This is a genomic window from Streptomyces subrutilus (genome assembly GCF_001746425.1).
GTDB classification, from domain to species: domain Bacteria; phylum Actinomycetota; class Actinomycetes; order Streptomycetales; family Streptomycetaceae; genus Streptomyces; species Streptomyces subrutilus_A.
On record NZ_CM007203.1, the window covers coordinates 60,436 to 84,829 of the forward strand.

Below are 24,394 nucleotides of genomic sequence, written 5' to 3' on the forward strand. Positions count from 1 at the left end.
CTGGTACCGTCCCCCCATGGAGCGCAACGAGACGCCGCCGCCCGGCTTTGACGCTGAGGACTACGCCCGCGTGGAGCGTGCCGCCCACCTGGTCGGCAAGGACCCGCTGACGTTCGTCCGCGACGCCGCGCTCGCGGCCGCCGAGGATCCGTTCCTCAAGGCCCTCGAGCACGCTGCTGACACTGTCGAGCGCCTGGCCACCGTCTTCGACAGCGCCGACACCGGCGTCTCCGCGGTCCGAACGGTCCGCGGGCAGGTCTGGCCCGACGTCCCCCTCGGCAGCAGCGACCTCCACGATCAGCAGCACGGTCACGCCGCGTGACCCGGTACCTCACCCCAGAGCAGCTGCTCCAGGTCGCTGAGACCCTCCCGGGGGACCCGCCGTGCGATGACATGGGCGTCCTCGATGCCGCCTGCTCCCGCATCCAGTCTCGGTACCTGGAGCGGGACGTGTACGGCTCCCTCTGGCTCAAGGCGGCCGCCCTGATGCAGACGCTCGCACTCCACGAGCCCCTCGAAGCCCACAACGACTTCTTCGCCTGGCTCGCAGGCGAGGTGTTCCTGGCCACCAACGGCATCCACATGAACTACGAGCCGAAGGAAGCCCGCGAACTCGTCCTGAGCGCCGGCCGCAAGGAGATCGGCGCCCAGGCGATTGCCGCCCGGCTCCGCGGCTGGACCACTCAGCACTGAGGCCGCCCTGGGCCGGGTCTCTCGGTCGTGGGGCAATGACTTGATCTCGCGCATCGGCGCTGCGGCGGCCCGTACGCTGGCAGCATGAGCAACATCGACGACCTGCTGGGCCCCGGCTACGGCCGCATCGTGGCAGCGCGCAAGAGCCTCGAGCAGGCGTGCGTCCAGGTGGTGGAGATGGCCCAGGACGTCGAGTTCGGGCCCCTCGGTACCGACGAACTGGCCGTCGCCGTTGCCACCCTGAAATCCTCCGAGTACGTCGACGAGGACGAATCCGGGGCCCGCTGGGTATCGCGGGCGTTCACTGCCGACTTCGGAGACCTGATCGCGCACGGCGAAGCTGCGCTGGCGTTCGGCGGCGCCGTCTTCATGCTCCGTGGAGCGCTGAACGAGCTCGACGCAGCCATCCTGGCAGCGGACCCGCAGGGACCGCTCGGTCCGGGCGGTACGTTCTCCGCCCGCTGACCGCTCACGGGGTACGCATGGGTGGGTGCTCGATCAACCACCTGGCTCTGCGGTACGGTGTCCGGCAAGCCCTGGCTTGGGTCGCGCGAACATCTGCCCCATGAGCGGATGTTGAGCGGAGGACGCGCTGCGTCAAAGCCGCCTCACCCCCAAGCAGCACCGCTTGTCGCCGACCCCTCCCTTCTGGGCTGGCGCGTCATGGGAGCGCCGCAGTCCCTGCGGAGGATGAGTTGCCGAACACCACCCAGGCCAGGAAGAACAACGCACGCGCGATCGTCGCCGAGTCCGGTATCAGTTACCAGGACGCCATCAAGATCCTGGAGCACCCCGAGGCTGCACGGTCCGACCTGCTGGACGCCGTTATCAACGGTGGTCACAAAACGCACAAGTCGGCGCTGGAGTGGCTTGATGCTTTGCCCGCGGCAGAGCGTCTGCTGTGCGTGGGCTGCGGCTGGACGAACGGGATGATCTGCCCTGAGTGCTCGCCCGGCTGCGGCTGCTCGACAGGGTGCAGCGGCTGGCGGCACCAGGGCGGCTTCGACGGCGACGACGACGGCGCGTACGAGGACAGCGGGTGCCCGGACTGCGGAGCTGGCGGCGAGTACGAAGCCCCGTGCGAGTGCGAGGACCCGGCAGAAGCGTGCTCGGAGTGCGGGCACTCCCCAGCGGACAACGGCTGCATCTACCACTGCGACTGCAGCGCATGCTGACTCCGGACCTGACGGCCGCGGCCGCCGTGGCCGCGCGGGGCCTCGCCGTGTTCCCGTTGGAGCCCGGGGGCCGTCGACCGGCCTGCTCAGGGTGGCAGCTAGCTGCCACCCCGGCCCCGGCCAGCTGGCCGGCCGGGGCGAATATCGGCGTCGCCTGCCGGGCCTCCGGCGTCGTGGTCCTGGACCTCGATGTGAAGAACGGCGACGACGGGCTCGGCACCTTCTCCTGGTGGCTGGCCCGCCACCGCGAGCAGTGGCCGAACACCCTGACCGTCGCCACCCCGTCCGGCGGCCGCCATGTCTACTACCGGGCGCCAGCCGGCCACGTTGTCGTGAGCTCCTCCGGCGGCGCCACCCGGCTTGGGCCCGGCATCGACGTCCGCGCGCCTGGGCGGCGCACCGGCGGCTGGACGGTCGGCCCCGACTCGCAGATCGGCGGCGCCCGGTACGAGGTCGTGCGAGACGCACCCGTGCGCGATCTGCCGGGCTGGCTCGTGCCCCTGCTTCGCCCACGTCGCCTCTCCAGCGGGCCCACCACCCGTACCTCGGTTGGCGTGTGAGCAGGAGGCCAGGGCACCCACGCCCCCTCGACCCCCCTGGAGCTGAGATGGACATCGACCCCGAGATGCACATGTACGACTGCCCGGGAACTCTCCCGGGTGGACGCGGCTGCGAGACGTGCAAGGACTGGGAGGGCCGCACGTTCAAGGACATCCGAGCCGAGCTCGCGGGAACCCCTGCGGTGGTGCCTGCGCCACGGCCGGCCCCCAGCGCGCAGGAACCGGCTCGGATGTCACACCATGCCGATCACTGCGAGGGCCTCACCTACGAGGGCGGCATCTGCACGTGCCACAGCCCGGACGACTACTTCCGGGAGCCGGCGAACATGGCAGACCTGGAGGATGGCGTCGGCGCCTGCTGGTGAACGCCGAGATTACCGACGAGCTCCGTGGGCAGGCCCCGGGCCACGGAGCGTGCGCTGCCGGCTGCAGCGGCCCGGCCTACGCTGGAGGACACGGACCAGGGGAGCCGTGCCCGAGAAGGTGACCCGGCGGTCGCCCCGATCCGCGTGAACGCCACGTTCCGGTTTCGCTTGCATCGAAAATCGAACAAGTGGCCTAATCGAAGCATGCCGCGCCCCTGCTTTCCCGACGACCTCCTCCAGCTCGAACTCGACGTGATGCGCACGTACGAGCACCTCGCGCAACAGCCTCGCCCTGACACCGCGGCCCTACGCCGTCGCCTGATCGCCGTGTCATGGGCCCTCGCGGCCCACCCCTACTGGGCGGAGCCCGGGCGCTCCCCGGCCGCCCGCGTGGCTTTGCGACGCCAGGCCCGAGCCCAGTCCGACGCTCCCGCGGTGAAGGCGTGAGCGCACCGGTGACGGAGCCGGTGGAGTCCAGACCGTGGCGGCCCGAGGACGGTCCGGCGCCCAAGGTGTGGAGCTGGCCGGCGGGCGACCGGCCCGCCCTCCGGGTCTGGTCCTGCGGGGCCTGGCGCTACGCCGCCGTCATGGCCCGGCACGACTATCCGGACGGCCGGGTGATCTACCAGGTGGCCGTCGACCTGGACGGCTCAACGACGGTCGTGCCCCGCGCGTACGAGTGGCCACAGCCCGCACTGCGGCTCGCCCACCCCTCCCAGTCGGAGCCCTCGGCGTCTGGCCCGCCGACGCTCGCACGCGGCCGGGCCCGGAGCATCGACTCAGCCGGAGCCTGAGTGCCCCTACCCGGGGGCCGGGGTACCAACGCCCGAGCCGCACCAACGGGCTTGCCCCAGGCAGAAGACCGCTCCGCGTGAGTCAGGCCGGTCGTAGTCGCAGCACACAGCAAGATGCAAGGTGCGGCAAATATGGCCAAACTTAGTGGTATGGACCCAAATGCCAACCTCCCGGAGCACCTGTACGCACTCGACTACGGCGTGATCTTGGACCGTGGAGAGGATGGACATTACCGCCCCGACAGCAGCTCGTTTCCGGACGAGCTGTGGCTCGTTCAGCTACACAGAGCCGGGCTGCTACCTGAAGAGACCCAGTCCTTCGACGGCCTTCCGGCTGGCACCGAACTGCGCCTGATAGAGCTCGGCGCGGAGGTAGAGCCCGTAGAGCCGATTCACTACGTCCACAACCCCACCGGTGGTGGTGCGGCGGGCGGTGGCGGTGGCGGTGGCGGTATCCCAATAAATGTGCTCTCTGCAGCAATTTGGGACGGCCTCAAGGCCGTACTCAGCTCCGTTAAGGACAGGCCGAATCGAAACCCCCGTCCGCCCGTCGGTAGACCCCCTGCAGGCGGGCTAAGAGCGGAGTAGGCCAGCCTCGGTCAAGCATCTACTGTCGCCGCGTCGGTCCAGCACTCCGCATCGCGAAGGGTGACACCCCGACTACGCCGGCTCATGGCCAATCCCGTGGCAGGTCGAGCTGCCGGGAGTCAGCCCTTGACCCGGTGGCCTACTTCTTCTCCTTGGCCGGCAGAGCTCCGCGCAGCGCCTTCATCGCGGCCGCCACGCACAGCGCGCACGCGCCGCCCGCGATCAGCAGCGCGACCGTCCCAGCAATGATCATCAAAGCTACGCCGGCGCCGGCGAACCCCAGCAGGATGTACCGGGCCCAGGGGTCGGCCTGCTTGACGATGATCTGCTGGACGGGCTGTCCGTGTCCGTGGCCGCACTGGCACATGGGAGCCGACGGCCGGTACTGGTCTACGGGCAGGTGCTGCGCCATCGGCTCGTAGACGTGCGTCGGGACTACCGGCTTGCGGGGCATGCGGAGTTCTCCTTCTCAGCGGTGGGGGAAGTATCGGCGGGGGTGTGTGCGGGGGCGCTGAAGACGTAGACCTTGGCCTGGCCGCGCTTTCCGGTGTCGTCGACCCACCCCTTCGCAACCCATTGAGAGAGCGGGCCTTGCAGGGATGTGCCGTGCCCGGCCAGGCCGGCCGCGACCATCTCCGGCTTCGTCAGGCCGTCCGGCCCGGCCTTCTGCAGGGCCTCCCACACGGCGGTGCGGTTCTCCGGGATGCGGGAACCGTCGGGGAACGTCGGTACGGCACGAAGAAGCGGCCTACCGCTCGCCAGGCCACCACCGGACGGCGGCGGAGGAGGCGTCGGCCGGTCCGGCTCAGGGTCCGGGTCGGGATCCGGTTCCGCCGGGTCCGTGGGCGGCTCGGCGACCTCGTACCGCGCGAACTGGAGGGAGGTCGAGGTGATCTGGTCGTCGTTGATCCAGTAGCACCGGCCCTCGTTCGGCTCGTTGTAGCGCTCGGACGAGACCATGACCTTGCCGGGCAGGTCCAGCCAGTCCAGGCGCCAGCCCATGCCGTACGCGCCTGTCCCGAAGATCATGTTGATCGGGGTGGGCTCGTTGACCGGCAGGCCGATGCGGGTGCCGTACTGCTGTCGGGCGTCCGTGCCCTTCCCGCCGAAGGCCTGCTCGCTGGGGGACTGGGTCGCCGCGATGATGCGGATACCCATCGCGCGGGACACCTGCATCAGGGTGAGGAGCTCCGCGACGACGTCGGGGGCCTGGCGCAGCAGCTCGGCCAGCTCGTCGATGATGAGGACGAGGTACTTGCCGTGCTCCCGAGTCCACTTGCGGACCCGCTCCCCCTTCGGCCCGCGCAGCGTCGCCAGGTACTTGCCGCGCCGGATCATCTCCGCCTTGAGGCGGACCAGGAGTTGCCGGGCTCCGTCCGCGTCGTCGGCGAGTGCGAGCATGTTCCGCTGCCACGGGCCCAGCTCGAGGGCGCCGGGCTTCATGTCGATGCCGAGGATCTCCGCGTCGGAGCAGGCGGCAAGGTTGCCGATGATGACGTTGACGGCCCCGGACTTGCCCATGTTGGTGCCACCCGCGACCAGGACGTGCCCAGACATCAGGTCCAGGAGGATCTGGCTGCCGTCGGGGTACACGCCGATCGGGATGGGTTGCTCGGCGGAGGTGACGGCCGGCCCGGGCCAGGCGACCGGTTCCGCGAGCTGGTCGAAGGTCTGCATCCGGACGATGAGCTGGTTGGCCTGCGCGCCGACCGCCAGGCGCAGCTTCCCGGGGAGGTCGAGGTTCGCTTCGAGCTGGCGGCGCCGGGCGATGACGGCCTCGGCGGAGGTGTTCCGGCCGGGCGGGAGGGTGACCGCGGCGTGCCACCCGGTGTCGGTGAAGACGATCCGGCTGACGTCCTGTGCCGGGACGCCCAGGGCGACCAGGGCGCGCCGCAGAGCGGTCTCCTCTTCGGAGTCCCCGGTCACGCCCGGTTGGCCAACGTTGACGCCCAGGCCCTCGGGGAGGGTGCCGTTCTTCGCGGCCTTGATCTGCAGGGCGATCCGCTCGTGGCGGGCCTTCACCAGCCACGGCACGTACACGCCGTAGGAGGCGATCGTGACGGCGCCGCCCGCGATGAGGGACGGCACCGAGGGGCCCATGGCGGCCCCGATCCACGTGTTCAGCGCCATCGCCGTACCGCCGATCCCGATGGCGGTGGCCCCGCGGTTCCGGAACTTCAAGCCCCCCGTGGTCAGGGCGCCGGTGGCCGCGGTGGCCACGCCGTACATGGCGTGCTCGGCCCATCCGAAGCCGGTGGCGTGGTGGAGCCACGACAGGCCCGTCAGACCGAACGTGGCCGCAGCCGGCGCGAGCTCGAAGCGCAGACGCGAGCACCACCGGCACACGGCGCTGCCGACCGTGCCGGACGTGCTGGCCACCGCCGTTGCGGTGCGGCGCAGGCGGTACAGACGCTGAGCCTGTTCCGAGGGTGAGGTGACGTGATGAGGCGTATCCGCTGGTCGGAACACGTCACGTCACCTGCACACGCGGGTGGGCGCAGGAAGACGGCAGGGAGCCTGGGTACGCGAGGACATCGCGAGGTTCCTTCGTTCGGGTGGGCCCGGCGGTTGCTCTCCGCCGGTCTGAGCTGGGCTCAGGGCTGTTCGGTTATGCGATCACTCTACCTGGGGTGACGCGAGCAGAGGGCTTGCGGTCGTCAGCAACTCCCGCACGTGCGGCGGGACGGGAAACGGCTCAGCCGGCAGGGGGACGCCCAGATCCAGCAGCAGCTCCCGAGGCCAGTCGGTGAAGCCCTGCATCACCTTGACCTCAGGGTCTCGGCGCGCCGATGTCGGCGGCAGGGACACCTTGAGCCGCACCAGGTCCGGATGAACCTCGGAGGAGCCGATCTCGTCGACCTGGCAGTGCAACACGAGCTCGGTCCACCCATCCAGCGGCAACTCCCCCGACACGAAGGAACGCAGCACCTCCGTGGTGATCTCCCCGTTTCGGGGACCGACCGCGGTCATATGGTCGAGCCGATGATCGCCGGGTTCGTGTACGTATCCACGAAGTCGCCCTCCTCGTGATCGGGGCAGTCACCCCGCTGCTCCCCTTCGGACTCCGATTCAGCGCAAACGGCGAGGATCCGTTCCGCCTTGGTAGTGCACTCCGAGCACGCTCCGCCGCGCAGGGAGTGGCAGACGGCCGCGGCAAGGGCATCCAAGGCGCCGGAACAGGCGATGCGGTGGAGAACGTCGCCCTTCTTCACGCAGGAGTCACAAGGGGCGGTCTTGCCGGGGCGCTCGCCGCATGCGATCAACGCAATCCGAGCCTTGCGCTCAGCTGTCTTGTTGGAGGGAAAGATGACGGTGCTCATCGGCGGCTGCCCTTCGGCGCTCGGGACTTGTGGTGGACGATCGGCTTGAGGTCGGTGCCGACGTGCTCGTACGCGGTCATCTCCTGGCAGTACGAGCACCGGTAGGCGACGTAGCGGCGCAGCGGGTCGGTGGTGGACTGCGGATTGCCCTGGCGGCCGCCGGCCATCTCGCCCGGCCCGGCATCCCCGCACCACTCGCAGGCGGAGGAGTAGTGGCTGAGCACAGGCGCAGGCGTCCACGGCGACCAGGTGATGGGCCGCCCGCCGTGCTCCGCCGGAAGCGCGGCCGCGGCGTACGTCAGGGGATCGGGAACCGCCCACAGGCGACGGACCGGACCGGCCTCCGGAAGGCGTTCGGGCATGCCCGAAGCCACGAGGCGCGGCGGGGCAGGCTCCGGCTCGCCTCGTAGTGCCCGCAGGCAGGAAGCGCAGATGCTCGCCTCGTCGACCGGTCCAGCCCACGGCCGTACGCCGGGCGCCCGCTCCAGGTCCTGGCAGCACTCCAGCGCCACGGTGAACATCGTGGCCGCCGGCGCAGTCGCTCCCTCGGTACCAACGTGCAGCAGGCGGCCGCCAGCGGCCCGCACGACCAGCCTTCCCATCCACGGGGCCGCGGCCGGGGCTTCCACAGCGAGCGCGCTCACCGTGCCACCGCCGCGAGCAGGGGAACCAGCTCGGTCCGCTCCAGCCGGGCCCGGTACGCCTGGCGGCGCGCGGCGTGCACACTCCGCCGCGCCAGACAGAGCTCGCCGGCGGGGACGTGGCAGGTCGGGCAGGACTCGGCGAACGCCCCATGCCGAAACCGGCGGTGCGTCTCGTACGCGGCGTCCAGCATCGCGTCGATCCCCGACGACGGCACGCGAACGGCGGATATCGAGGGGCTCACCGCTCCTCCCCCGCAGCCAGCCCGGCGAGGTACGGGCGAGCACCCTCGGGCGGTCCCGGCTCGTCGGTGCGCATCCGGTACGGCCATACGCCCTCGGGGGACGGCTCGTCGCCCCGCTTGTACCGGACGGACGTGTGGCCCGGCTGCTCAGTGTCGCCCCACACGATCGGCAGCGGCGTGAAGTACGGCGGGCCCGCATGCTGACCGACCGACGGGCCCTCCAGGAGCATCTCCACACCGCGGTACGGGCCGTCGAGGAAGCTCACCGGGTACGGCTGGTACGGGCTGGTGAGCGCCTTGGCGGACTCTTCGCGCTGTCGGCGTACCCAGTCGAAGACCTCGACCGCGGTTTGCGACGGGGCGAAGCCGAGGACGTCTCGCAGAGCGGCGACCGTGGACAGGAGCTCGGTGTACGCGGCCACTGGGAAGTCGTTCTTCCACTGGTCCCGGAGCAGGGAGCACGACGCCTTGTCGGCGATCTCGGCAAGGTGGATGTCCAGCACCGCGGGTTCGTCGAGATGGACCCCGCCACGGGCGAACGCGGCGATGGCTTGCTCGGCGAGCGAGGGGGAGGTGGCGGTGGTGCTCATGGAGGGGCATCTCCTTGTGCGATGGGTGTGTGGGCCGAAGCCCTCACCCTCCTTACGTTCAAACAGCAGTTCTTGTTACGTTTCCCGCATTACCGCAGCTCAGACGGGGCGATGAGTTCGGTGATCACGAGCGACATCCGGGCGAGTCCTGTTGAGACCGGCGGGCCGATTTCGGGGTACGGGCCGCGCAGGTGCGCACTGTTGTCGTCCGGCAGCAGACCGGCGTCGACCAGGCCGTCGACGTACGCCTTCGCGGTCGGTGCCCAGTTCCCGGGGTCGCGCTTCCGGTTGATCGGGCGCGGGTGGAGCACGTAGTGGACGGCCGCGCGGTCCAGCTGGGGGAGCCGCCGGGCCCGGGCCATCTGCTCAGCCTCGCTGCGCAGCCGCCGACGGATCCGGTGCTCGGCCATGTGGTGGAGCCGCTGGTTGCTGGTCAGCAGCTCGCCGTACGGCATGAGGAGCGTCCAGGACCGGCCGGCTCCGTCCAGCCCGTCGAGCAGCGCCCCGAGGGCTGGAGGCGTGGGGACGGATGGCGGGCCCGGGTTCACCCGCGGCCGGGCCTGCCGGGGCTTCGCGGAGGCCGGCGGGGCCGCACTGGTGCCTCTGCTCTCCAGGAGCGCAGCGAACTCTTTCGCGGTGATCCGCATGGGGAAACGTTCCTTCGTTCGGGGTCGGCGGTTGCTCTCCGCCGGATGACGCCACACCAGGTGCCCTACGGTCGTGCGTCTACTGGGGCCCGAACGCCGCGGCGATGACCGCCGGGTCCGGCTCCAGGTGCTCCGCAGCTTCCGTGAAGCCGGCCTGCCGGAGTTTTGCGGCGCTCTCACGGTCGTGCAGTGCGAGCACCGCGGCGGTGTAGATCGGGACGAGTGAGGGGTGAAGCCCCGACTCCTCGAACTGGCTTCTCACCACGCTCTCAGCGGTCGGCTCCTGCGCTTCCGGTGCGTTCACGTGGGATGTGCTCCTCGACGGGGGTGAGCGGAGAATCGTTCTCAGTGAAGAATCGAACTGTTCGACATCGTGGGTCCGTGGGGCTCCGGGAGAGGTGCAGGCGCCTCCATCCGCGCCCCAACGCCCCCGGGGAGTGCGCGACTTGTCAGGTCGCGCGCGGGAGGACGGCAGCGACCGAAGCGACTGAGGCGCGGACGATCCATGACGCACTTCGGCGGATGGCGTCCGGGAACGCGTACGCGAGGGTGACGCCGGCGCCGACCGCGCAGACGAAGGAGAGGTGGGCCAGAACCCAACCCGCCACCGCGAGCCCGGCGCCCACGGCCGCGCCGACGGCGCCCAGGAGCGGGGGTACGGCCGAGGGGAACGCGACGGCCAGCAGGCCGACGGCCACAAGGACCGCCTCCAACTTCGCGCGCACGTCGCTCACTTCCCCTTCGGCTGGTGACGGCCGTGGTCGTCAGCGAGCTCCCTCAGCCGCTGGGACTCCTCCGCGCTGACGAAGCGCATCCGGATGCGGACGGTGCACCCCGGCTCGGGGCAGCGATAGGTGGTCATGCCGAGGACCGAGTAGGCCCAGATGTCGGAGAGGAGAAGCAGCAAGTTCGCCACGACGGATCCTTCGTTCGGGTAGGGCCGACAGTTGCTCTCTGCCGGTAGAAGCGACTCTACGGGGTTACCGATCAGTAGCCGACAACAACTGTGATTGTTGTCGGTAGTGTGGCCCCATCAGTTCCAGGCACAGGGGGCAAGTTGAACCACGAACAGAACGACGCGGACGGCATCGACGAGATGCTGGACGAGGAGATCAGCGCCTTCGAGACCGGCGCTCCTCCGTGGGACGCTCTTGACCCGGGCATCGTCTCCCTCGTCCGAGCGTTCTCGAGGATGCCGGGCATCATCACGGTCTCCTCCTGCGAAGGGCACCCGGAGCGTGACGGTGAAAAGGCCGACTGGCACATCGGGTGGAAACTCCGCTCCGCGGATGCTGCGGTGAGCATCATTGACGCGGGACCCCACCCCGAGGGCTGGCTGCTGACCGAATGGCTGCTCTGGCACGCGAACGACCTTGGACGCGCCGGGTACGACATCATCCGCAGCACCTCAATCCCGGCGCCCTTCTTGAACTTCCCGGGCCGGGCGCTCACGTTCTGGGTCCACGGAAGCCTGAGCGGGGAGAAGACCATGAGCCCAGACGAATACCTCGCGAGCCTCCGCGAGACCTGGGAGAAGACCGGCTACGGCGATCTGGAGGACGCCGGAGCAGTTCGCCCTGGGGACTCGCCGTGACCACCTTGCCCGCCCTGCCCGCGAGAACCGATCGGCTTCTGCAGCTCTGCGCCCGCGTCCGGCTGGAGGGCGGGATCTGGGACGGCAAGCGCACCCTTGGCTTCTACCAGGCGAACGGATTCGACTGTGACCTCGGACGGGCCCGCGCGAACCTGGACAGGGCAGCCGAGCAGTTCCCGCAGCTCCTCACGCCGGTTGAGGGTAAGCGCTGGACATACGAGGTGCCGGACAACGTCAGCATCCACTTCCCCGAGGATGCGCTCGAGACGATCGCTGACAACCGCGCGTTTATCGCCTTCGCCCGCGAGAAGCTGAACGGCGCTGCCCGAACCCTGCGGAACGACAGCGGAGAGCGGCAGCTCCTCAGCGGGATGAAGGGAATCCTCGATGCCTACGAGGCGCGCCACGAGAGTGCGGCCCTATCCCACAGCCTCAGCGACGACACCGGTCGCGTCGAGGGGATGCGCTGGTCTCTTGAGTCGCTGCTGTGGGCTAGGTTCGGCGGTTCCTCGTCTGAGTATCCCGTGGAGTGGCGGCCGTGAGCGTCGACGCCCCGGACGAAAAAATCATCGACGCCGAGCTCGTTGAGGACGACCTGCTTCCATCCCGCGCGGCCCCGGCCAGCCGGCCGCTCGTCGACCTGCACACCGTCCTCCGCCCCGGCCAGCCCATCCCCACCACCGCCGACCGCGGGCCCGTCTACGCCGAGCGGGACATCCGCCTCTCCGACGCCACCGCGCGGGCCCTGGAGGAGGCCGAGGAGGATTCCGGCACGCGGAAGGACGCCGTACGGCGCTTCGAGCGATGGTGTGCCGAGCGCGAGCGGGTTGCACACCCGTGCACCACCGCCACGTTCACCGAGTACGGCAGGCACCTGATGGACCAGGGCCTCAAGGTCTCCACGATCAAGAACTACATGTCCTTGATCCGCACCCACCAGCCCGTCGGCAAGCAGCCCGACAACAGCCTCTACCTGCAGCTCCTCAGGAAGTACCGCGCGAAGAGCAAGCGGGCGAGCCGGAAGAAGCAGGCCTTCCCGATCACCCTGCCGTACCTGATTCCGATGATGGCCAAGGCCGAGAAGGACGGCCGGCCGATCGGCATCCGGGATGCCGCGATGCTCGCCTTCGGGTACCGCTTCCTCGCCCGCAGCAGCGAACAAGTAGACCTCGACATCGAGGACCTCACCATCCTCGACGACCGGATCGTGGTCTGGCTCGCCAAGGACAAGACGCACCAGGACGAAGACCAGACGATCATCCTGCACGACCGGGAAGACCTCCAGCTGGTAGCCCGGATGCGGCGCTGGCTGGCCCACCTCGCCACCCACCAGATCACCACCGGACCCCTCTTCCGCCACCTTCACCCCGGGGGGCGGCCAGCCACCGGGTTCCGCACTGACATCGCCACCAAGCGCGGTGACTACCTACGGGCCCAGACCGTCAACGACCGCGTGAAGCTCTGGTTCAGGGCGGCCGGACTCGTCACCGACGGACGCCCCGTCTCCTCCCAGGGCCTGCGCGCCGGCGGCGCCACCGACCTCGCCGAGGCCGAGGCCACCGACGAGGAAATTCAGGATGCCGGCCGGTGGAAGAAGGGCTCCCCCATCCCACGCGCCGTCTACGTCCGGCCGGCGCAGGCCGCGAGGAAGGACCCGTTCAGCAAGGTCCCCATCCACGGGTCACCCAGTGGTGAGCTGGTGCCTGACCAGAGTGAGCAGCAGGCCACAGGGTGACGAAGTACTCCGTGGTCCTCCGCTTCACCGCCGCCGGGCCGCGGGTCTTCGGCGAGTGGGACGTACTCGAGCCGGCAGAGAAGACCTACCGGAACTGGATCGGCCTGTACGGCAGCCACCCGACCGCCGCTATTCAACTGGTGGACGACACGACGAGCCCCAGCACCGTGATCAAGGAGTGGACCCGGGATGGCGGTGAGCAAACCCGCTAGGGAGATGCGGGTATCGAGCGAGCCGCGTGGGTACGGGTGTACGGAAAGCCTGGCTCCCCCTGCTACGGGCTGGGGGAGCCAGGCATTGTCGTACCGGGGTTCAGATCGAGGTTTCAACCTCGGCAGCGTGCTGCACGAAGGTCAGGAACGTGGCCGGTGACAGCAGCAGGGCCGGACCCTCCAGGACCTTCGAGTCCCTGATGGCGATGCCGGCGTGCTTGGTGCCGCGGAAGTCGGCGATCTCCACGCAGTTGTCGTTGCCGCCACTGCGGGACGACTTCCGCCATTGGGCGGGGGGCAGGGTCACGCCGTTGAAGGTCGTGGTGCGGGTCGGGCTGGGGCTCATCGCCGAATCTCCTCTATGCGGTTCATGATCGCTTTCCGGGAGGCATCCACGGAAAGGGCATCTGCGACGATCGCCTCGAAGGCGTCATCGAATTGCTGGACGTCCGCGGTGCCCTCCACGAACGTGCCGCCGAGGATGTTCTCCAGCTGCACGACGGTGGGCCACGGCTTCTCGAAGTCCACCACACTGAACAGGCCAAGCAGGCCGGGATGCGCTCCGGCGGACATCGGCATGACCTGGATTGTGATGTTCGTCCGTTCGGACATGTAGAGCAGGTGGTTAAGCTGGTCGAGCATGATCGACTGATCACCACGGAAGTCCTGTTGCAGCACGGACTGGTGGATGACCGCGCGCAGCTTGAGGGGCGACCGGTCCGTTCGGGACAGTACGGCCTGGCGAGCCATGCGCACATCGACCAGAGCTTGCACCTCCTGGGGCGTCCTGGGTGGCATGGCGGTGCCGGTGATGATGGCCTTGGCGTATCCCGGCCGTTGTAGCAGGCCCGGCACCAGGTGGCCGCCGTAGAAACGGATGCCGACGGCGTCACTCTCCAGGGAGAGGTAGTCCCGGTACGGGTTGGCCACGACATCGCCGTAGGTGGCCCACCACCCCTGTTTACCCGCGTCCCTGGCGAGCCCTTGGAGCGCTGAGATCAGGTCCGTGTCAGTAACCCCGTAGGTAGACATCAAGAGGTCGATGTCCTTGGGGGTGACGCCCGCGCGGGCGTTCTCCACCTTGGAGAGCTTGGTGTGATGCCAGCCCATGAGGGCTGCCGCATCTTCCCCACTCAGCCCGGCCTTGTCGCGGCAGTCGGCGAGGAGGCCACCGAGTCGACGTCTGCGGAGTGTCGGCTTGGCTCTCTGGTTTGGCATGCGCTCGTTCTCCCTTCGGGTGACGATCTGCCACCTGCGGGTGCGCAGTTGGGTCCCGCGGGTTGCATTGTGCCCTCCCTGGGTTGCACCCGTCGACGGGAACGAAGATTCGTCATATGCAATCTAAGGTGACGCGGTTGCGCACCCAGGATCCAAGGGTGCATCCTCGCATGGCAACCATTTTGACGGAGCGTCACTTCAAGATCATTCATGACTCTCAGTCAACTCTTAGCGCTGCGCCGAGAAAGAGGACGTCGCTGCTGCGCTTGCCCACTCCCCGTCCGTACGGAGGACTGCGCCATGTCGATCGCCGCACCACTTCTGTACGAGCACTCGCACGCTGCCGGTGTTCCCGTGCGCGGGCCGATCATCGCCGGGGCCGACATCAGCCTTCTCCGGTCCGAGCAGGACATACAGCGTCCGGGGCAGATGCGCCGTATCGCTACGGCCTATCTACGACTCTGGAAGCTCTCCGAGCTCGCGGACGCGGCACGCGTTCTGGTGTCTGAGCTCGTCACAAACGCCTTCCAGCACGGCGCCGGCGAGGTAGTCGACGTACGGCTGTACTTCACCGCGGCGCACCTCTGCATCGAGGTGGATGACGGTAGCCCGTGGGTTCCTCGACGGTACCCCGACGAGCCGCTTGCGCAGGGCGGCCGGGGCTTGTTCCTCGTGGACGGCCTGGCTGACGCCTGGGGAGTCGCAGAGGATGGCGCACGGGTCTGGTGCCTCATCCGCCGCGATCTCGGTCAGCCGGAGGGGGCGCGATGAGGTGGATCGCTCTGTTCCGGCGCAAAAGGCGTGCACATCCGGTGCCTCATCCGCCGCGACCAGTGCGCCAATCCAGGGTGTTCGACGCCAGCGAGGCCACCGTCATGCGTGTCCTCGATGCACTGCGGCCGGTGCAGCACCCGGCGGTCGTTGACTCGATTTTCGACATCCTCGACGTGATCCTCGGTCCGGACTACGTCCCGGATGAGGACGAGATACCCGACCTCAGCATCCGGATGCGGGGCTACCTCATGCGGCTCCTCGCCGTCGTCCCCGAGGACGAGGACCTCTCCGACCTTGTCGCGACGGCCCGTGACCTGCTCGACGTAGAAGTACCCGGCGACTACCTGGGCGTCAGGCTGCACCTGCGCCGCATGGCTCTTGCCGCTCTGGGCCTGCTCGACTATCTGGCCCCCCTTCCTGCCCCCTCTCCATGACCCCGCGGCCCGTCGGCGAATCCCGGCGGCGGGCCGCGGTTCCAACCGCCCTCCGCCGGGACGCTTGCACCCCCCCCCCCAGCGTCCGGCGGAGGGCCCACCACCCGAAGGACCGTCATGTGCCAGCACAAGCCCCTCTGCCCGCCGGCGGAAGCCGCCGACCGGGAAGCCGCCCGGCCTGTGGCCTATCACCCGGAACAGGGTTGGAGCCTTCTGTGCAACGGTGTCCTGCTCTTCGAGGACACCGGTGAGCTTCTGCCCGACGGTCGAGTGATCGAGCCGTGCCGCCCGGCCCGGGTCCCACCCGCCGCCGTGCCGGCCACAAGCGGCTCCGCAGGTGGCCGGTGAGCAGGATGACCCCGCCGGACCCCGGGTTCCTTCCAGGGATTCGTGTCGACACCAGTTACGCCCAAGACGGGGCGCCCGTCGTCATCCTGTTCCATCCCCACGCCCACACCCTCAACGTCGCCACCGAGGCCGCGATGCTGGCCATCGCCTCACGGCTCGGGCTCCGCTACGGCCGCCGCTTTCCCAGAACAGGCGAGTACGTCTACGACATCCATGGTCAGTGGTGCCTGGACTACGGCCACCCCAGAGACGTCTTGCAGTTCTATCCGGGGCCTGTGTGGCCGCACGTCGCCCGGGGATTCGGAGGTGCCCTGGTGGCTGTCAGCCTGGAGCACGAGCCGCGGCCAGCCGAGGAGCGCCTCCTCACCGGCCGGCTTGCCCTCAGGCACCGTGCGCCGCGCGACTGGGCGCAGGCTCGGTGAATACGTCATCGCCCAGCGGCCGCGAAGGGAGTGAAGCGGTGGAGGACCCGATGTTGGCACTGGAACAGCGAGCCGACTTCTGGGATCGGCCTGACGGCGACTGGGGCGACGGCGTGCCGGAGTTCGACATCACCCGAGAGGTGCGGCTGAAAGCGAACTCCTGCTACCGGTTGGGCTCCATCGCACTGGCCAGAGAGGACTGGTGGTTCGCCGAGTGCTGGCTGTGCGGGGCGATGGAGGCAGACCACCCGGGCGCGTGGTTCCGGTTCGCCGCGCTCATCTGCCGACGTGGCTCCCGGGTATTCGGTGGCGACGGCCCGGACGCCTACCTGCGCTACCTCGTCGAAGGCGCGGCAGGGTTCGGCCACGGTGACGCCCAGCGCATGCGCCCCCTGCTTGAGGACCGGGCAGTGGAGCTTCCTCCCTTCACGAGTTGGGAGGACCCGTACTACGGACCGCTGATCCTGTCCGCGCTCCGGTCCGGGATCAGCAGATGACCGTACGGTTCCGGCCGTTCTGCCGCCTGTATCGCGCTCCGCAGCGCATACCGCGGCCGCCGCCGCGGTGGTCTCGCTAGCGTCACCGCACACCGTTCCAGGCCCCCGCCCGTTGCACCGCGTACGGCGCCCCGGCTGACACCCCGCTGAGGGGCCGGTCAACGTGGGACGTCCCACCGCTACACCACGATGAGAGAACAGGTAGTCGTATGACTCAATCCTCCGCGCCCGCCGAGGAGCTGCGTACCGCGATGGCGGACCAGCTCGTCAGGGAGGGTGCCATTCGCAGCAAGCAGGTCGAGGCCGCGTTCCGAACCGTTCCCCGTCACGAGTTCGCCCCTGAGGCGCCCCTCGTTCAGGCGTACGCCGCGCACGAGGCCGTGCCCACCAAGAAGAACGAGCACGGCATCACCACCAGCTCCGTCTCCGCCCCCGACGTCCAGGCGATGATGCTGGAGCAGGCCGAAGCTCAGGCGGGGATGAGGGTCGGCGAGATCGGCTCTGGCGGATATAACGCAGCCCTGATGGCCGAGATCGTGGGTCCCGCCGGCTCTGTAGTCACCGTCGACATTGACCCGGACGTTGCTGGCCGCGCCCGAGAGCTGCTGGACGCCACCGGCTATCACGGGGTTCGGGTAGTCCTCGCGGACGCCGAACACGGCCTCCCCGACACCGGCACCGTAGACCGGTGGATCGTGACCGTCGGAGCCTGGGACATCCCGCCTGCCTGGACCGATCAGCTCGCTGAGGACGGCCGGCTGGTGGTCCCGCTTCGGATGCGCGGCCTGACCCGCTCGGTCGCCTTCGACCGCGACGGTGACCGCCTCGTATCCCGGTCGTCGGAGGTGTGCGGCTTCGTCACCATGCAGGGCGAGGGAGAGCACAACGCGCGGCTGCTGCTCATCCGGGGCAAGGAAATCGGGCTGCGGTTCGACGACGGCTGGCCCGCCGACCCCGACGCCCTGAACGGCGTGTTCGACACCGACCGGGTGGAGAAGTGGACGGGGGTCACCGTCGCGCCGGCGGAGCCGCTTAAGGGCATGCAGATGTGGCTGGCCTCGGCGCTCGACGGATTCTGCCTGATGGCCGTGGACCCCGAGCTGGACACCGGCCTCGTCGCCCCGCAGAACAAGCGGGCGAACATCACCCTCCTCGACGGCGACTCCCTTGCCTACCTGGCCATCCGCCGCACCGCGGACGGCGCCGAGTTCGGCGTCCACGGCTACGGGCCGAACGCGGAAGCAGTGGCCGACACCCTCGTCGAGGAGCTCCGGAAGTGGGACCGCGATCACCGGCAGGACGAGCCGGTCATCTACGCCTACCCGGCCAGCACACCCGAGGCCGACCTGCCCGCCGGGCGGGTCATCACCAAGCGGCACCGCCGCATCGTCATCTCCTGGCCCCATGAGGGCCAGGCCAGCAAGGGCACCATCGACGAGAAGGAGAAGTGATCATGGCTCAGCAGATCCAGCACGCCACGACCGGCGCCAGCGAGTTCAGCCTCGACCTGCGGGTGGTCGAGGCCGGAGCGCCCATCGCGAGCCTCCTGCGGGACACCGACGACGGCTGCGGCAGCACCTGCTCCAACGGCGCCACCGCCTGCACCTCCCTCAGCGGCGACGCCGCCTGACCTGGGCCGCCACGAGGTGAGGTAGAGCACGAGCGCCGGCGCGGTGTTCCACCTCACCTCTCACCACCCGCCGCCGGGCACACGGCCGTGTGCCCGGCGGCACCACGACGACAGCAAGGGGGCAGGCCATGGCGGGCGGAGCGCGGCTGTACCGGCACACGGGGGCCCTGTTGGTGCGGGCTACCACGCATCCCGGGGCTGGCGTCCCGGAAGCGGAGGTGGACCTGTCCGGGCCCGGGGCCGCTGAGCGCGGCCGGGCCTGGTTGGCGGCCGTTTGGAACCACCCGCAGGCCCTCCAGGCGCTCGAAGCCGCGAGCCCTGTCCTGGCCGAGCAGGCCGCCGCCATGCTGGCTGCCGACTCGCTGGCGGTGAAGGAGGTGCGGCGGCTGGTGCACTCCACCGCCGCCTACCTGCTGCGCTGGCAGGGCCGTGCGACACCCTTCGGGCACTTCGCGGGAGTGGCTCCCGCGCGCACCGGCCCGCAGCCCCGCGCCCAGTGGGGCGGCGGGCACCGTACCGTACTGCGTCCGGATGCCGACTGGCTGGGGGCGGTCGCCGACCAGCTCACCGCCAACCCCGAGATCCTGGAGAGCCTGCCCGTTGCCGCGAACCCGGCCGCCGGTGCCCGCGGCGGACGGATCGTCGCGCCGGGCCGTACACCCGCCAAGGGGCTGGCGCCGCTGGAGGTGTCCGTCGCGGCCACCGGCCCCGTGCGCCTGGCGCTGGCCGCAGCCTCGACGCCCGCCGTGTTCGCCGACGTGGCGAAGGCCGTCGCCGCCGACTTTCCCCAAGCCGACAGCGTCACCCTGCGCCGGCTCCTGGCCCAGCTCCTGGAGCACGGCCTACTGCTGTCGGCTCTGGACGAGGTGGCCACCGCTACGGACCCCGTCGGCGTCCTGGGCGCGGTGACCGGCGCGGCCGCCACCGTCGGTCCGGTACTGGCCTGGCCGGACACCGCCCTCGACGCTCACATCACCATCCCCGAGGCGGTCCTTTCCGAGGCCGCGAGCGCCGCGTCCGTGCTGGTACGGCTCTCCCCACACCCATCCGGCACTCCGGCCTGGAGCGACTACCACCAGCGCTTCCGGCAGACGTACGGCGACGGTGCGGCCGTGCCGGTGGCCGAGCTGGTCGGCGACGCCGGACTCGGCTGGCCGTCCGGCTACCTCGGCTCCGACCGCCCGGCCCCGGCCCGGACGCTGTCCGCCCGCGACGAGGCGTTCCTCGCCCTCGCCCAGCAGGCCGCCCTCGACGGGGCCCGCGAGGTGGTCCTCACCGAGGAGCTCCTCGCCGAACTGGCTGTGGTGGACGCGGCCGAGATGGTCCCGCCGCCGTGCGTAGAGATGGCGTTCCAGCTCCACGCCGCCACCGCGGACGAAGTACGGCGGGGCCGGTTCGAGGTGTGGCTGACCTCAGCGGCCCGACCCGCCTCCTCCATGGCCGGGCGGTTCGCCGACCTCCTGCCCGGCCCTGACGCCGACCGGCTGACCGCCGCCCTCGCCGGCCCGCCCGGCCCGCTGCCCGCGCAGCTGATCTTTTCGGCCCGCAGACGCCGAAGCGCCAACGTCACCCGCGTGCCGCGCCTGCTGGAGCACACCATCACGCTCGGCTGGCCCACCCCGGGGCACAGCAGCATCGCGTTGGACGACCTCGCCGTCACATGCGACCGCGACCGCCTCTACCTGATTCGGGCCTCCACCGGCCAACTGGTCGAGCCCCGCGTCCTGCACGCGCTGGAGCCGCGCGTGCTGACGCCGCCGCTCGCACGGTTCCTGGCGGAAGTCGCCGGGTCCCGGCGCGCCTTCTGGCAGCTACCCGACTGGGGCGCCGCCGCCCGCCTGCCCTACCTGCCGCGCCTGCGGCACGGCCGAACCGTCCTCGCGCCTGCTCGCTGGCTCCTGGCCGCCGCCCATCTACCCGGCCCGTCGGCCGAGCGGACCGTGTGGGAGGAGGCGTTCGACCGCTGGCGTACCCGGCAGCGGGTCCCGGCCCGCGTCGTGCTCGCGGAGACCGAGATGCGGTTGCCGTTGAACCTGGACGTACCGCTCCACCGGGAGCTGCTCCGGACGCGCCTCGCCAAGGCCCGGGACGTCGAAGTACAGGAAGTGCCTTCCCCAGCCGCAGGCTCCACGTCGCCTCCGGCGGGCGGGTTCATGGGCCGGGCCCACGAGTTCCTCACCGTGCTGCACACCGCTGCCCCGACCACCGGCAGGCCCGTCGTGCCCACCGGCCCGTTGGCGGTCTCGGAGTTACCCGGAGCCTCCCGCACCATGTGCGCCCGCCTGTACGGGCACCCTGGCCGGCAGGACGAGATCCTCACCGAGCACCTGCCCCGGCTCCTGGCCGACTGGTACCCGCTGTGGTGGTTCACCCGCCACACCGACCACGACCCTCACCTGACGCTCGTCCTGCGGCTTGCCGACCGGACCGAGTACGGACCAGCCGCCGAGGAACTTGGCAACTGGGCCGACGAGCTGCACCACCACCAGCTCGCTGCCCGCCTGGAGCTGATCACCCACCAACCACACATTGCCCACTTCGGCCACGGCCCGGCCCGTGAAGCCGCCGAGCAGGTCTTCGCAGCCGACACCGCCGCCGCGCTCGCACAGATCACCTACTCGGCGCACACCGGCATCCCAGCCGCAGCACTCACCGCCGCCTCCCTCGCCGACCTCGCCACCGCGTTCGCACCCACCCCTGGTGAGGGATGGTCGTGGCTGGCCGCACACCTGCCGCGCGAGAGCGGCCCCGTGGACGCCGGGCTGTCCCGCCACACCCTTGCCCTCGCAGCGGCCGACGCCGCCTGGCGCCGCCAGCCGGACGCGGACGCCGTCCCGGTCGCCCTCGCGTGGCTGGCCCGCGCCGAAGCGCTCGCCGCCTACCGGAAGACCCTGGGCGCCGAGCGCGACCCGATGACCGTGCTGGGTGCGCTGCTCCACCTTCACCACGTGCGCGCTCTCGGCAGCGGCCCCGAAGCCGAGCGGACAACCCATCGCCTCGCCCGTGCCGTGGCGCTGGGGCACACCCACCGCCGGAAGGCCCGCCCGTGAATGCAGCAACGGTCCTCCAGGCCCGATACCGCCACCTGCACTGCCCCGACGCAGCCCAGAAACCGGCGCTCGGACAGTCATTGGCCAGGGGTCCCGCCGGGGTGGCCCTGTGGCACATTGAGCGGGCCCTCACCGGCGCCGACGGCTGGGAGCCGGTGAAGACGTGGCTGGCGGCCGCGACCCGGGCGGACGTGATCGCGACCGACTTCGCCTGTCTCACGTACGGGGCCCCGGCCCTGGCGTTTGTCCTGCACGCGGCCGGCGCTGACGGACAGGACCGCTACCGGGCGGCCCGCGACCAGCTCGACGCCGCAACCGCCGCCCTCACCCACCGGCGCGTGGCAGCCGCCCACGCCCGCATCCGGCGCGGCGAAGCGCCGGCGTTCGCCGAGTACGACCTCCTGCACGGACTCACCGGCATCGGCGTGCACCTGCTCCACCACGCCCCCGGCGACGACGCCCTCGCCGCTGTCCTGTCCTATCTCGTCGCCCTGACCCAACCGCTGGCCATCGACGGGGAGATGCTGCCAGGCTGGTGGTGCGCCCACGATCCCCACCGCCTCTACACCCCCGGCGGGCACGCCAACTTCGGAATGGCCCACGGCATCACCGGCCCCCTCGCTCTCCTCGCTCAGGCCCTGCGCCGGGGCGCCGTAGTGGACGGACAGCACGAGGCCGTCGCCACCGTCACCGCATGGCTCGACCGATGGCAGCAGCAGGGCGATCTTGGCCCGTGGTGGCCGGAGGCGATCACCCGAGAGGAAGCCGCCGCCGGACGGCCGCACGTGGGCCGGCCCGGGCGGCCGTCCTGGTGCTACGGCACCCCCGGCATCACCCGCGCCCTCCAGCTCGCAGCCATCGCCACCGCCGACACCCGCCGGCAGCAGGCCGCCGAGAACGCACTGGCCATCTGCCTCTCCGACGAAAGCCAGCTCGACCAGCTCACCGACGCGGGCCTGTGCCACGGCACGGGCGGGCTGTTCCAGACCGTGTGGCGGGCCGCTCAAGACGCCCAGACGCCCGTCCTCGCTGCCGCCGCCCGCCGCCTCGCCGCCCCCTTCGCCGATCAGCACGCCTTCGAGGACACGGCGTTCCTCGAAGGCGCCGCCGGACAAGCCCTCGCCCAGGCCACCGCTCTCCACGACCAGGCCCCCGCCTCCCACTGGGACGCGTACCTCCTCATTGCCTGACACCCCAACCGGCGCAGGCCAGCCCACACCCGCCGGCCGCGTGCTTCCCGTCGCCTGCCACGGAAAGGACCCCAGCCGATGAACACCCCGAACGTCTCCCAGCAGACCGAGGACGCGGTCCTCGCGGTCCTCGCCGGACAGCCAGTCCCGGACATCGCCGCCCGCACGGGCATCGCCCCCGAGGAACTGGGCGACGCCGTCGCTCTCTACCAGGCCGCCGGACGCGCCGCCCTCGCCGGGCGGGCCGCCCGGCTCGACTGGTACCAGGTCCGCATCGAATTCCCGGACTGGAGCCGCTGCGAAGCCGCGGCCGCCCTCCTTGCCCAAAGGCTTGCCGATGCCGAAGGGGGCGGACTCGTCGGCGCCTGGTGGTTCGTCCGCAAAGCCCCCCAGTGGCGGCTGCGTGCCCTGCCCGGCCCCCACGGGCCCGACCGGCTGCGCAACGTCTTCGCGGGAACGCTCGACGCCCTCGTGGAACAACGGACGATCACCAGCTGGTGGCCGACCGTCTACGAGCCCGAGGTTCCCACCTTCGGCGGTCCGGCCGCCATGGACATCGCTCACGCCTTGTTCCACGCCGACAGCGTCCACGTCCTCGCCCACATCCAGAACGCCGAGCCGCCTACGGGCCGCCGCGAACTGTCCGTTCTCCTGCTCAGCGCGCTGTTCCGGGGGGCGGGCCTGGAGTGGTTCGAGCAGGGCCACGTCTGGAGCATGGTCTCGCGCCTGCGGACTCTTCCGACGGACATCACGACCGCCCAGCTCGCCGAACTCGGGGACGGGCTCCGCACGCTGATGAACGTCGACCCCTCTCCTCTCCTAGCCCCCGGCGGCACGCTGGGCGCCGTCGCCCCATGGCTGGACGCATTTGAGACCGCAGGGCGCGCCCTCGGCGAGGCGGCAGCAGCCGGGACCCTCGAACGCGGCCTGCGGCAGGTTCTCGGACACCATGTGATCTTCCACTGGAACCGGCTCGGGCTCACCGCCCGCACGCAGGCCCTCATAGCCCACGCCGCCACGCAAACCGTGATGAACCCACCCTCCGCCCTCACCCGTGGGCGGAACCCGAACCAGGGGGTGTAACAGAAAGGTGCAGTTGACGTTGGGGGAGTGAAAGGGGTTCGGCTTTACGTCAACCCCGCACAACCTGCGGAGGAACGGTGACGACAGCGACAGCCCCCTCATACGTGGCCGAAGGCCGAGCCCCGCGACAGGAAAGTCTGTTCGCCTGGCTCGCCCCCCGACTTGAGGAGAAGGCCCCTCCCTCTCCCCCGCCTCCGGCGCCGGAGAAGCCCCGCGACCTCTCGCACACCTGGGTCGTGGCCGCCGAAGTCGAAGTGACGCCCCGCATCGCTGGGATCGCGGACTTCCGGGGCTCCTTCAAGGCCTCCGCCGGCCAGCGCGTCGAAGCCCTCGAGGTGTACTGCCGCGGGTGCAGACGTCCCTACGACGAGGTCAAGGGCGCCGACTGCGCCGAGAAGATCGACAACCGGCATCTCATCGGCGGCGACCAGTCCACCCGCGCGAAGCGCAAGGTCGTTGCCCCGCCGCCCGGCGCGAAGATCATCCCCGGTGGCACCATCCAGCGCCGCGGACTCAATGCCTACGTCGCCGGAGTGTCCCGTCAGCGCTGAGCACGCGACGCAAGCAGCACCACCTGTTCATGGTGCGC

General features: G+C 70.3%; 37 protein-coding genes. 24 read left to right on the top strand and 13 right to left on the bottom strand.

Features of this window, described 5'->3' with window-relative positions:
* The first annotated feature begins 16 nt into the window (after positions 1-16).
* The 9 genes from BGK67_RS00355 to BGK67_RS38160 all read left to right on the top strand — a co-directional run bounded on the left by BGK67_RS00355 (position 17) and on the right by BGK67_RS38160 (position 4,175).
* Positions 17-322, top strand: a complete 306-nt coding sequence (locus tag BGK67_RS00355; RefSeq protein ID WP_069917952.1) for a hypothetical protein — start codon at positions 17-19, stop codon at positions 320-322.
* Positions 319-693, top strand: coding sequence for a type II toxin-antitoxin system death-on-curing family toxin (locus BGK67_RS00360; RefSeq protein ID WP_069917953.1), 375 nt, complete (start codon positions 319-321; stop codon positions 691-693). The genes BGK67_RS00355 and BGK67_RS00360 overlap by 4 nt, the downstream gene beginning before the upstream one ends.
* Before the next feature lie 84 nt (positions 694-777).
* Positions 778-1,158 (top strand): hypothetical protein, encoded by a 381-nt coding sequence (locus tag BGK67_RS00365; protein ID WP_069917954.1) that lies wholly within the window; start codon positions 778-780, stop codon positions 1,156-1,158.
* A gap of 230 nt (positions 1,159-1,388) precedes the next feature.
* The gene (locus BGK67_RS00370; protein ID WP_069917955.1) at positions 1,389-1,868 is read left to right on the top strand and encodes a hypothetical protein; all 480 of its coding nucleotides are present in this window, start codon (positions 1,389-1,391) and stop codon (positions 1,866-1,868) included.
* Positions 1,862-2,428 carry a bifunctional DNA primase/polymerase gene (locus BGK67_RS00375; protein WP_069917956.1) on the top strand — a complete coding sequence of 189 codons (567 nt, stop codon included), beginning with the start codon at positions 1,862-1,864 and terminating at the stop codon, positions 2,426-2,428. Before BGK67_RS00370 ends, BGK67_RS00375 begins: the two co-directional genes overlap by 7 nt.
* Before the next feature lie 230 nt (positions 2,429-2,658).
* Entirely contained in the window at positions 2,659-2,793 is a 135-nt protein-coding gene (locus BGK67_RS40655; RefSeq protein ID WP_279628643.1) for a hypothetical protein, read from the top strand.
* Between the two features lie 204 nt (positions 2,794-2,997).
* Positions 2,998-3,240 (top strand): hypothetical protein, encoded by a 243-nt coding sequence (locus tag BGK67_RS00385; protein ID WP_069917958.1) that lies wholly within the window; start codon positions 2,998-3,000, stop codon positions 3,238-3,240.
* Entirely contained in the window at positions 3,237-3,587 is a 351-nt protein-coding gene (locus BGK67_RS00390; protein ID WP_141753952.1) for a hypothetical protein, read from the top strand. Before BGK67_RS00385 ends, BGK67_RS00390 begins: the two co-directional genes overlap by 4 nt.
* 150 nt (positions 3,588-3,737) lie before the next feature.
* Entirely contained in the window at positions 3,738-4,175 is a 438-nt protein-coding gene (locus BGK67_RS38160; RefSeq protein WP_141753953.1) for a hypothetical protein, read from the top strand.
* 139 nt (positions 4,176-4,314) lie between these two features.
* On the opposite strand, the gene BGK67_RS00395 is transcribed toward BGK67_RS38160, so the two are convergent.
* The 11 genes from BGK67_RS00395 to BGK67_RS00445 form a co-directional block, all read right to left on the bottom strand.
* On the bottom strand, positions 4,315-4,629 hold the full coding sequence (locus BGK67_RS00395; protein WP_069917960.1) for a hypothetical protein: 315 nt from the start codon (positions 4,627-4,629) through the stop codon (positions 4,315-4,317).
* Positions 4,611-6,554 (bottom strand): FtsK/SpoIIIE domain-containing protein, encoded by a 1,944-nt coding sequence (locus tag BGK67_RS00400; RefSeq protein WP_069917961.1) that lies wholly within the window; start codon positions 6,552-6,554, stop codon positions 4,611-4,613. Before BGK67_RS00400 ends, BGK67_RS00395 begins: the two co-directional genes overlap by 19 nt.
* A gap of 237 nt (positions 6,555-6,791) precedes the next feature.
* Positions 6,792-7,145: a hypothetical protein gene (locus BGK67_RS00405; RefSeq protein ID WP_069917962.1), complete on the bottom strand. Its 354-nt coding sequence runs from the start codon at positions 7,143-7,145 to the stop codon at positions 6,792-6,794.
* Entirely contained in the window at positions 7,142-7,495 is a 354-nt protein-coding gene (locus BGK67_RS00410) for a hypothetical protein (RefSeq protein WP_069917963.1), read from the bottom strand. The genes BGK67_RS00405 and BGK67_RS00410 overlap by 4 nt, the downstream gene beginning before the upstream one ends.
* On the bottom strand, positions 7,492-8,139 hold the full coding sequence (locus BGK67_RS00415) for a hypothetical protein (protein ID WP_141753954.1): 648 nt from the start codon (positions 8,137-8,139) through the stop codon (positions 7,492-7,494). Before BGK67_RS00415 ends, BGK67_RS00410 begins: the two co-directional genes overlap by 4 nt.
* Complete coding sequence (locus BGK67_RS00420; RefSeq protein WP_069917965.1) at positions 8,136-8,381, bottom strand: zinc finger domain-containing protein; 246 nt, start codon at positions 8,379-8,381, stop codon at positions 8,136-8,138. Before BGK67_RS00420 ends, BGK67_RS00415 begins: the two co-directional genes overlap by 4 nt.
* The gene (locus BGK67_RS00425; RefSeq protein ID WP_069917966.1) at positions 8,378-8,971 is read right to left on the bottom strand and encodes a hypothetical protein; all 594 of its coding nucleotides are present in this window, start codon (positions 8,969-8,971) and stop codon (positions 8,378-8,380) included. The genes BGK67_RS00420 and BGK67_RS00425 overlap by 4 nt, the downstream gene beginning before the upstream one ends.
* Before the next feature lie 89 nt (positions 8,972-9,060).
* Positions 9,061-9,618 (bottom strand): RusA family crossover junction endodeoxyribonuclease, encoded by a 558-nt coding sequence (locus BGK67_RS00430; RefSeq protein ID WP_079153888.1) that lies wholly within the window; start codon positions 9,616-9,618, stop codon positions 9,061-9,063.
* A 79-nt stretch (positions 9,619-9,697) separates the two neighbouring features.
* A complete protein-coding gene (locus BGK67_RS00435) occupies positions 9,698-9,922 on the bottom strand; it encodes a hypothetical protein (protein WP_069917967.1) in 225 nt (74 codons plus the stop codon).
* 145 nt (positions 9,923-10,067) lie between these two features.
* A complete protein-coding gene (locus BGK67_RS00440; protein ID WP_069917968.1) occupies positions 10,068-10,352 on the bottom strand; it encodes a hypothetical protein in 285 nt (94 codons plus the stop codon).
* A complete protein-coding gene (locus BGK67_RS00445; RefSeq protein ID WP_069917969.1) occupies positions 10,349-10,534 on the bottom strand; it encodes a hypothetical protein in 186 nt (61 codons plus the stop codon). The genes BGK67_RS00440 and BGK67_RS00445 overlap by 4 nt, the downstream gene beginning before the upstream one ends.
* A 141-nt stretch (positions 10,535-10,675) precedes the next feature.
* On the opposite strand from BGK67_RS00445, the gene BGK67_RS00450 reads away from it, so the two are divergent.
* From BGK67_RS00450 to BGK67_RS00465, 4 genes are read left to right on the top strand one after another with little or no spacing between them, the layout of a single operon-like run.
* On the top strand, positions 10,676-11,212 hold the full coding sequence (locus tag BGK67_RS00450; protein WP_069917970.1) for a hypothetical protein: 537 nt from the start codon (positions 10,676-10,678) through the stop codon (positions 11,210-11,212).
* On the top strand, positions 11,209-11,754 hold the full coding sequence (locus BGK67_RS00455; protein ID WP_069917971.1) for a hypothetical protein: 546 nt from the start codon (positions 11,209-11,211) through the stop codon (positions 11,752-11,754). Before BGK67_RS00450 ends, BGK67_RS00455 begins: the two co-directional genes overlap by 4 nt.
* Positions 11,751-12,947 carry a tyrosine-type recombinase/integrase gene (locus BGK67_RS00460; RefSeq protein ID WP_141753955.1) on the top strand — a complete coding sequence of 399 codons (1,197 nt, stop codon included), beginning with the start codon at positions 11,751-11,753 and terminating at the stop codon, positions 12,945-12,947. Before BGK67_RS00455 ends, BGK67_RS00460 begins: the two co-directional genes overlap by 4 nt.
* On the top strand, positions 12,944-13,159 hold the full coding sequence (locus BGK67_RS00465) for a hypothetical protein (RefSeq protein ID WP_069917973.1): 216 nt from the start codon (positions 12,944-12,946) through the stop codon (positions 13,157-13,159). The genes BGK67_RS00460 and BGK67_RS00465 overlap by 4 nt, the downstream gene beginning before the upstream one ends.
* Positions 13,160-13,259: 100 nt before the next feature.
* On the opposite strand, the gene BGK67_RS00470 is transcribed toward BGK67_RS00465, so the two are convergent.
* Both BGK67_RS00470 and BGK67_RS00475 read right to left on the bottom strand, forming a co-directional pair.
* On the bottom strand, positions 13,260-13,505 hold the full coding sequence (locus BGK67_RS00470) for a DUF397 domain-containing protein (protein ID WP_069917974.1): 246 nt from the start codon (positions 13,503-13,505) through the stop codon (positions 13,260-13,262).
* Positions 13,502-14,377: a helix-turn-helix domain-containing protein gene (locus BGK67_RS00475; RefSeq protein WP_069917975.1), complete on the bottom strand. Its 876-nt coding sequence runs from the start codon at positions 14,375-14,377 to the stop codon at positions 13,502-13,504. The genes BGK67_RS00470 and BGK67_RS00475 overlap by 4 nt, the downstream gene beginning before the upstream one ends.
* Before the next feature lie 300 nt (positions 14,378-14,677).
* Between BGK67_RS00475 and BGK67_RS00480 the strand changes: the two genes are divergently transcribed.
* The 11 genes from BGK67_RS00480 (at position 14,678) to BGK67_RS00520 (ending at position 24,356) form a co-directional block, all read left to right on the top strand.
* Positions 14,678-15,148: an ATP-binding protein gene (locus tag BGK67_RS00480; RefSeq protein WP_079153889.1), complete on the top strand. Its 471-nt coding sequence runs from the start codon at positions 14,678-14,680 to the stop codon at positions 15,146-15,148.
* A 77-nt stretch (positions 15,149-15,225) separates the two neighbouring features.
* Complete coding sequence (locus BGK67_RS00485; protein ID WP_141753956.1) at positions 15,226-15,585, top strand: DUF6415 family natural product biosynthesis protein; 360 nt, start codon at positions 15,226-15,228, stop codon at positions 15,583-15,585.
* Positions 15,586-15,702: 117 nt separating this feature from the next.
* On the top strand, positions 15,703-15,933 hold the full coding sequence (locus BGK67_RS39615; RefSeq protein WP_079153890.1) for a DUF5999 family protein: 231 nt from the start codon (positions 15,703-15,705) through the stop codon (positions 15,931-15,933).
* Complete coding sequence (locus BGK67_RS00490; RefSeq protein WP_069917977.1) at positions 15,930-16,355, top strand: hypothetical protein; 426 nt, start codon at positions 15,930-15,932, stop codon at positions 16,353-16,355. Before BGK67_RS39615 ends, BGK67_RS00490 begins: the two co-directional genes overlap by 4 nt.
* A 50-nt stretch (positions 16,356-16,405) precedes the next feature.
* Positions 16,406-16,852 (top strand): hypothetical protein, encoded by a 447-nt coding sequence (locus tag BGK67_RS00495; protein WP_141753957.1) that lies wholly within the window; start codon positions 16,406-16,408, stop codon positions 16,850-16,852.
* Between the two features lie 209 nt (positions 16,853-17,061).
* A complete protein-coding gene (gene fxlM, locus BGK67_RS00500; protein WP_069917979.1) occupies positions 17,062-18,303 on the top strand; it encodes a methyltransferase, FxLD system in 1,242 nt (413 codons plus the stop codon).
* Between the two features lie 2 nt (positions 18,304-18,305).
* Complete coding sequence (locus BGK67_RS35630) at positions 18,306-18,482, top strand: FxLD family lanthipeptide (RefSeq protein ID WP_079153891.1); 177 nt, start codon at positions 18,306-18,308, stop codon at positions 18,480-18,482.
* A 128-nt stretch (positions 18,483-18,610) separates the two neighbouring features.
* Entirely contained in the window at positions 18,611-21,532 is a 2,922-nt protein-coding gene (locus tag BGK67_RS00505; protein ID WP_069917980.1) for a lantibiotic dehydratase, read from the top strand.
* Entirely contained in the window at positions 21,529-22,722 is a 1,194-nt protein-coding gene (locus tag BGK67_RS00510; protein WP_079153892.1) for a lanthionine synthetase C family protein, read from the top strand. Before BGK67_RS00505 ends, BGK67_RS00510 begins: the two co-directional genes overlap by 4 nt.
* A gap of 78 nt (positions 22,723-22,800) precedes the next feature.
* Positions 22,801-23,805, top strand: a complete 1,005-nt coding sequence (locus BGK67_RS00515; protein ID WP_069917981.1) for a thiopeptide-type bacteriocin biosynthesis protein — start codon at positions 22,801-22,803, stop codon at positions 23,803-23,805.
* A gap of 236 nt (positions 23,806-24,041) precedes the next feature.
* Positions 24,042-24,356, top strand: a complete 315-nt coding sequence (locus BGK67_RS00520; protein WP_107488729.1) for a hypothetical protein — start codon at positions 24,042-24,044, stop codon at positions 24,354-24,356.
* Positions 24,357-24,394 lie beyond the last annotated feature (38 nt).

What these genes read in the sequence shown, in the direction of transcription:
- BGK67_RS00410 (WP_069917963.1), bottom strand. Translation starts at nt 7,495, where the DNA reads ATGAGCACCGTCATCTTTCCCTCCAACAAGACAGCTGAGCGCAAGGCT.
- BGK67_RS00355 (WP_069917952.1), top strand. Translation starts at nt 17, where the DNA reads ATGGAGCGCAACGAGACGCCGCCGCCCGGCTTTGACGCTGAGGACTAC.
- BGK67_RS00405 (WP_069917962.1), bottom strand. Translation starts at nt 7,145, where the DNA reads ATGACCGCGGTCGGTCCCCGAAACGGGGAGATCACCACGGAGGTGCTG.
- BGK67_RS00480 (WP_079153889.1), top strand. Translation starts at nt 14,678, where the DNA reads ATGTCGATCGCCGCACCACTTCTGTACGAGCACTCGCACGCTGCCGGT.
- BGK67_RS00365 (WP_069917954.1), top strand. Translation starts at nt 778, where the DNA reads ATGAGCAACATCGACGACCTGCTGGGCCCCGGCTACGGCCGCATCGTG.
- BGK67_RS00375 (WP_069917956.1), top strand. Translation starts at nt 1,862, where the DNA reads ATGCTGACTCCGGACCTGACGGCCGCGGCCGCCGTGGCCGCGCGGGGC.
- BGK67_RS00495 (WP_141753957.1), top strand. Translation starts at nt 16,406, where the DNA reads ATGTTGGCACTGGAACAGCGAGCCGACTTCTGGGATCGGCCTGACGGC.
- BGK67_RS00505 (WP_069917980.1), top strand. Translation starts at nt 18,611, where the DNA reads ATGGCGGGCGGAGCGCGGCTGTACCGGCACACGGGGGCCCTGTTGGTG.
- BGK67_RS38160 (WP_141753953.1), top strand. Translation starts at nt 3,738, where the DNA reads ATGGACCCAAATGCCAACCTCCCGGAGCACCTGTACGCACTCGACTAC.
- fxlM (WP_069917979.1), top strand. Translation starts at nt 17,062, where the DNA reads ATGACTCAATCCTCCGCGCCCGCCGAGGAGCTGCGTACCGCGATGGCG.
- BGK67_RS00515 (WP_069917981.1), top strand. Translation starts at nt 22,801, where the DNA reads ATGAACACCCCGAACGTCTCCCAGCAGACCGAGGACGCGGTCCTCGCG.
- BGK67_RS00425 (WP_069917966.1), bottom strand. Translation starts at nt 8,971, where the DNA reads ATGAGCACCACCGCCACCTCCCCCTCGCTCGCCGAGCAAGCCATCGCC.
- BGK67_RS00430 (WP_079153888.1), bottom strand. Translation starts at nt 9,618, where the DNA reads ATGCGGATCACCGCGAAAGAGTTCGCTGCGCTCCTGGAGAGCAGAGGC.
- BGK67_RS00395 (WP_069917960.1), bottom strand. Translation starts at nt 4,629, where the DNA reads ATGCCCCGCAAGCCGGTAGTCCCGACGCACGTCTACGAGCCGATGGCG.
- BGK67_RS00385 (WP_069917958.1), top strand. Translation starts at nt 2,998, where the DNA reads ATGCCGCGCCCCTGCTTTCCCGACGACCTCCTCCAGCTCGAACTCGAC.
- BGK67_RS00475 (WP_069917975.1), bottom strand. Translation starts at nt 14,377, where the DNA reads ATGCCAAACCAGAGAGCCAAGCCGACACTCCGCAGACGTCGACTCGGT.
- BGK67_RS00470 (WP_069917974.1), bottom strand. Translation starts at nt 13,505, where the DNA reads ATGAGCCCCAGCCCGACCCGCACCACGACCTTCAACGGCGTGACCCTG.
- BGK67_RS35630 (WP_079153891.1), top strand. Translation starts at nt 18,306, where the DNA reads ATGGCTCAGCAGATCCAGCACGCCACGACCGGCGCCAGCGAGTTCAGC.
- BGK67_RS39615 (WP_079153890.1), top strand. Translation starts at nt 15,703, where the DNA reads ATGTGCCAGCACAAGCCCCTCTGCCCGCCGGCGGAAGCCGCCGACCGG.
- BGK67_RS40655 (WP_279628643.1), top strand. Translation starts at nt 2,659, where the DNA reads ATGTCACACCATGCCGATCACTGCGAGGGCCTCACCTACGAGGGCGGC.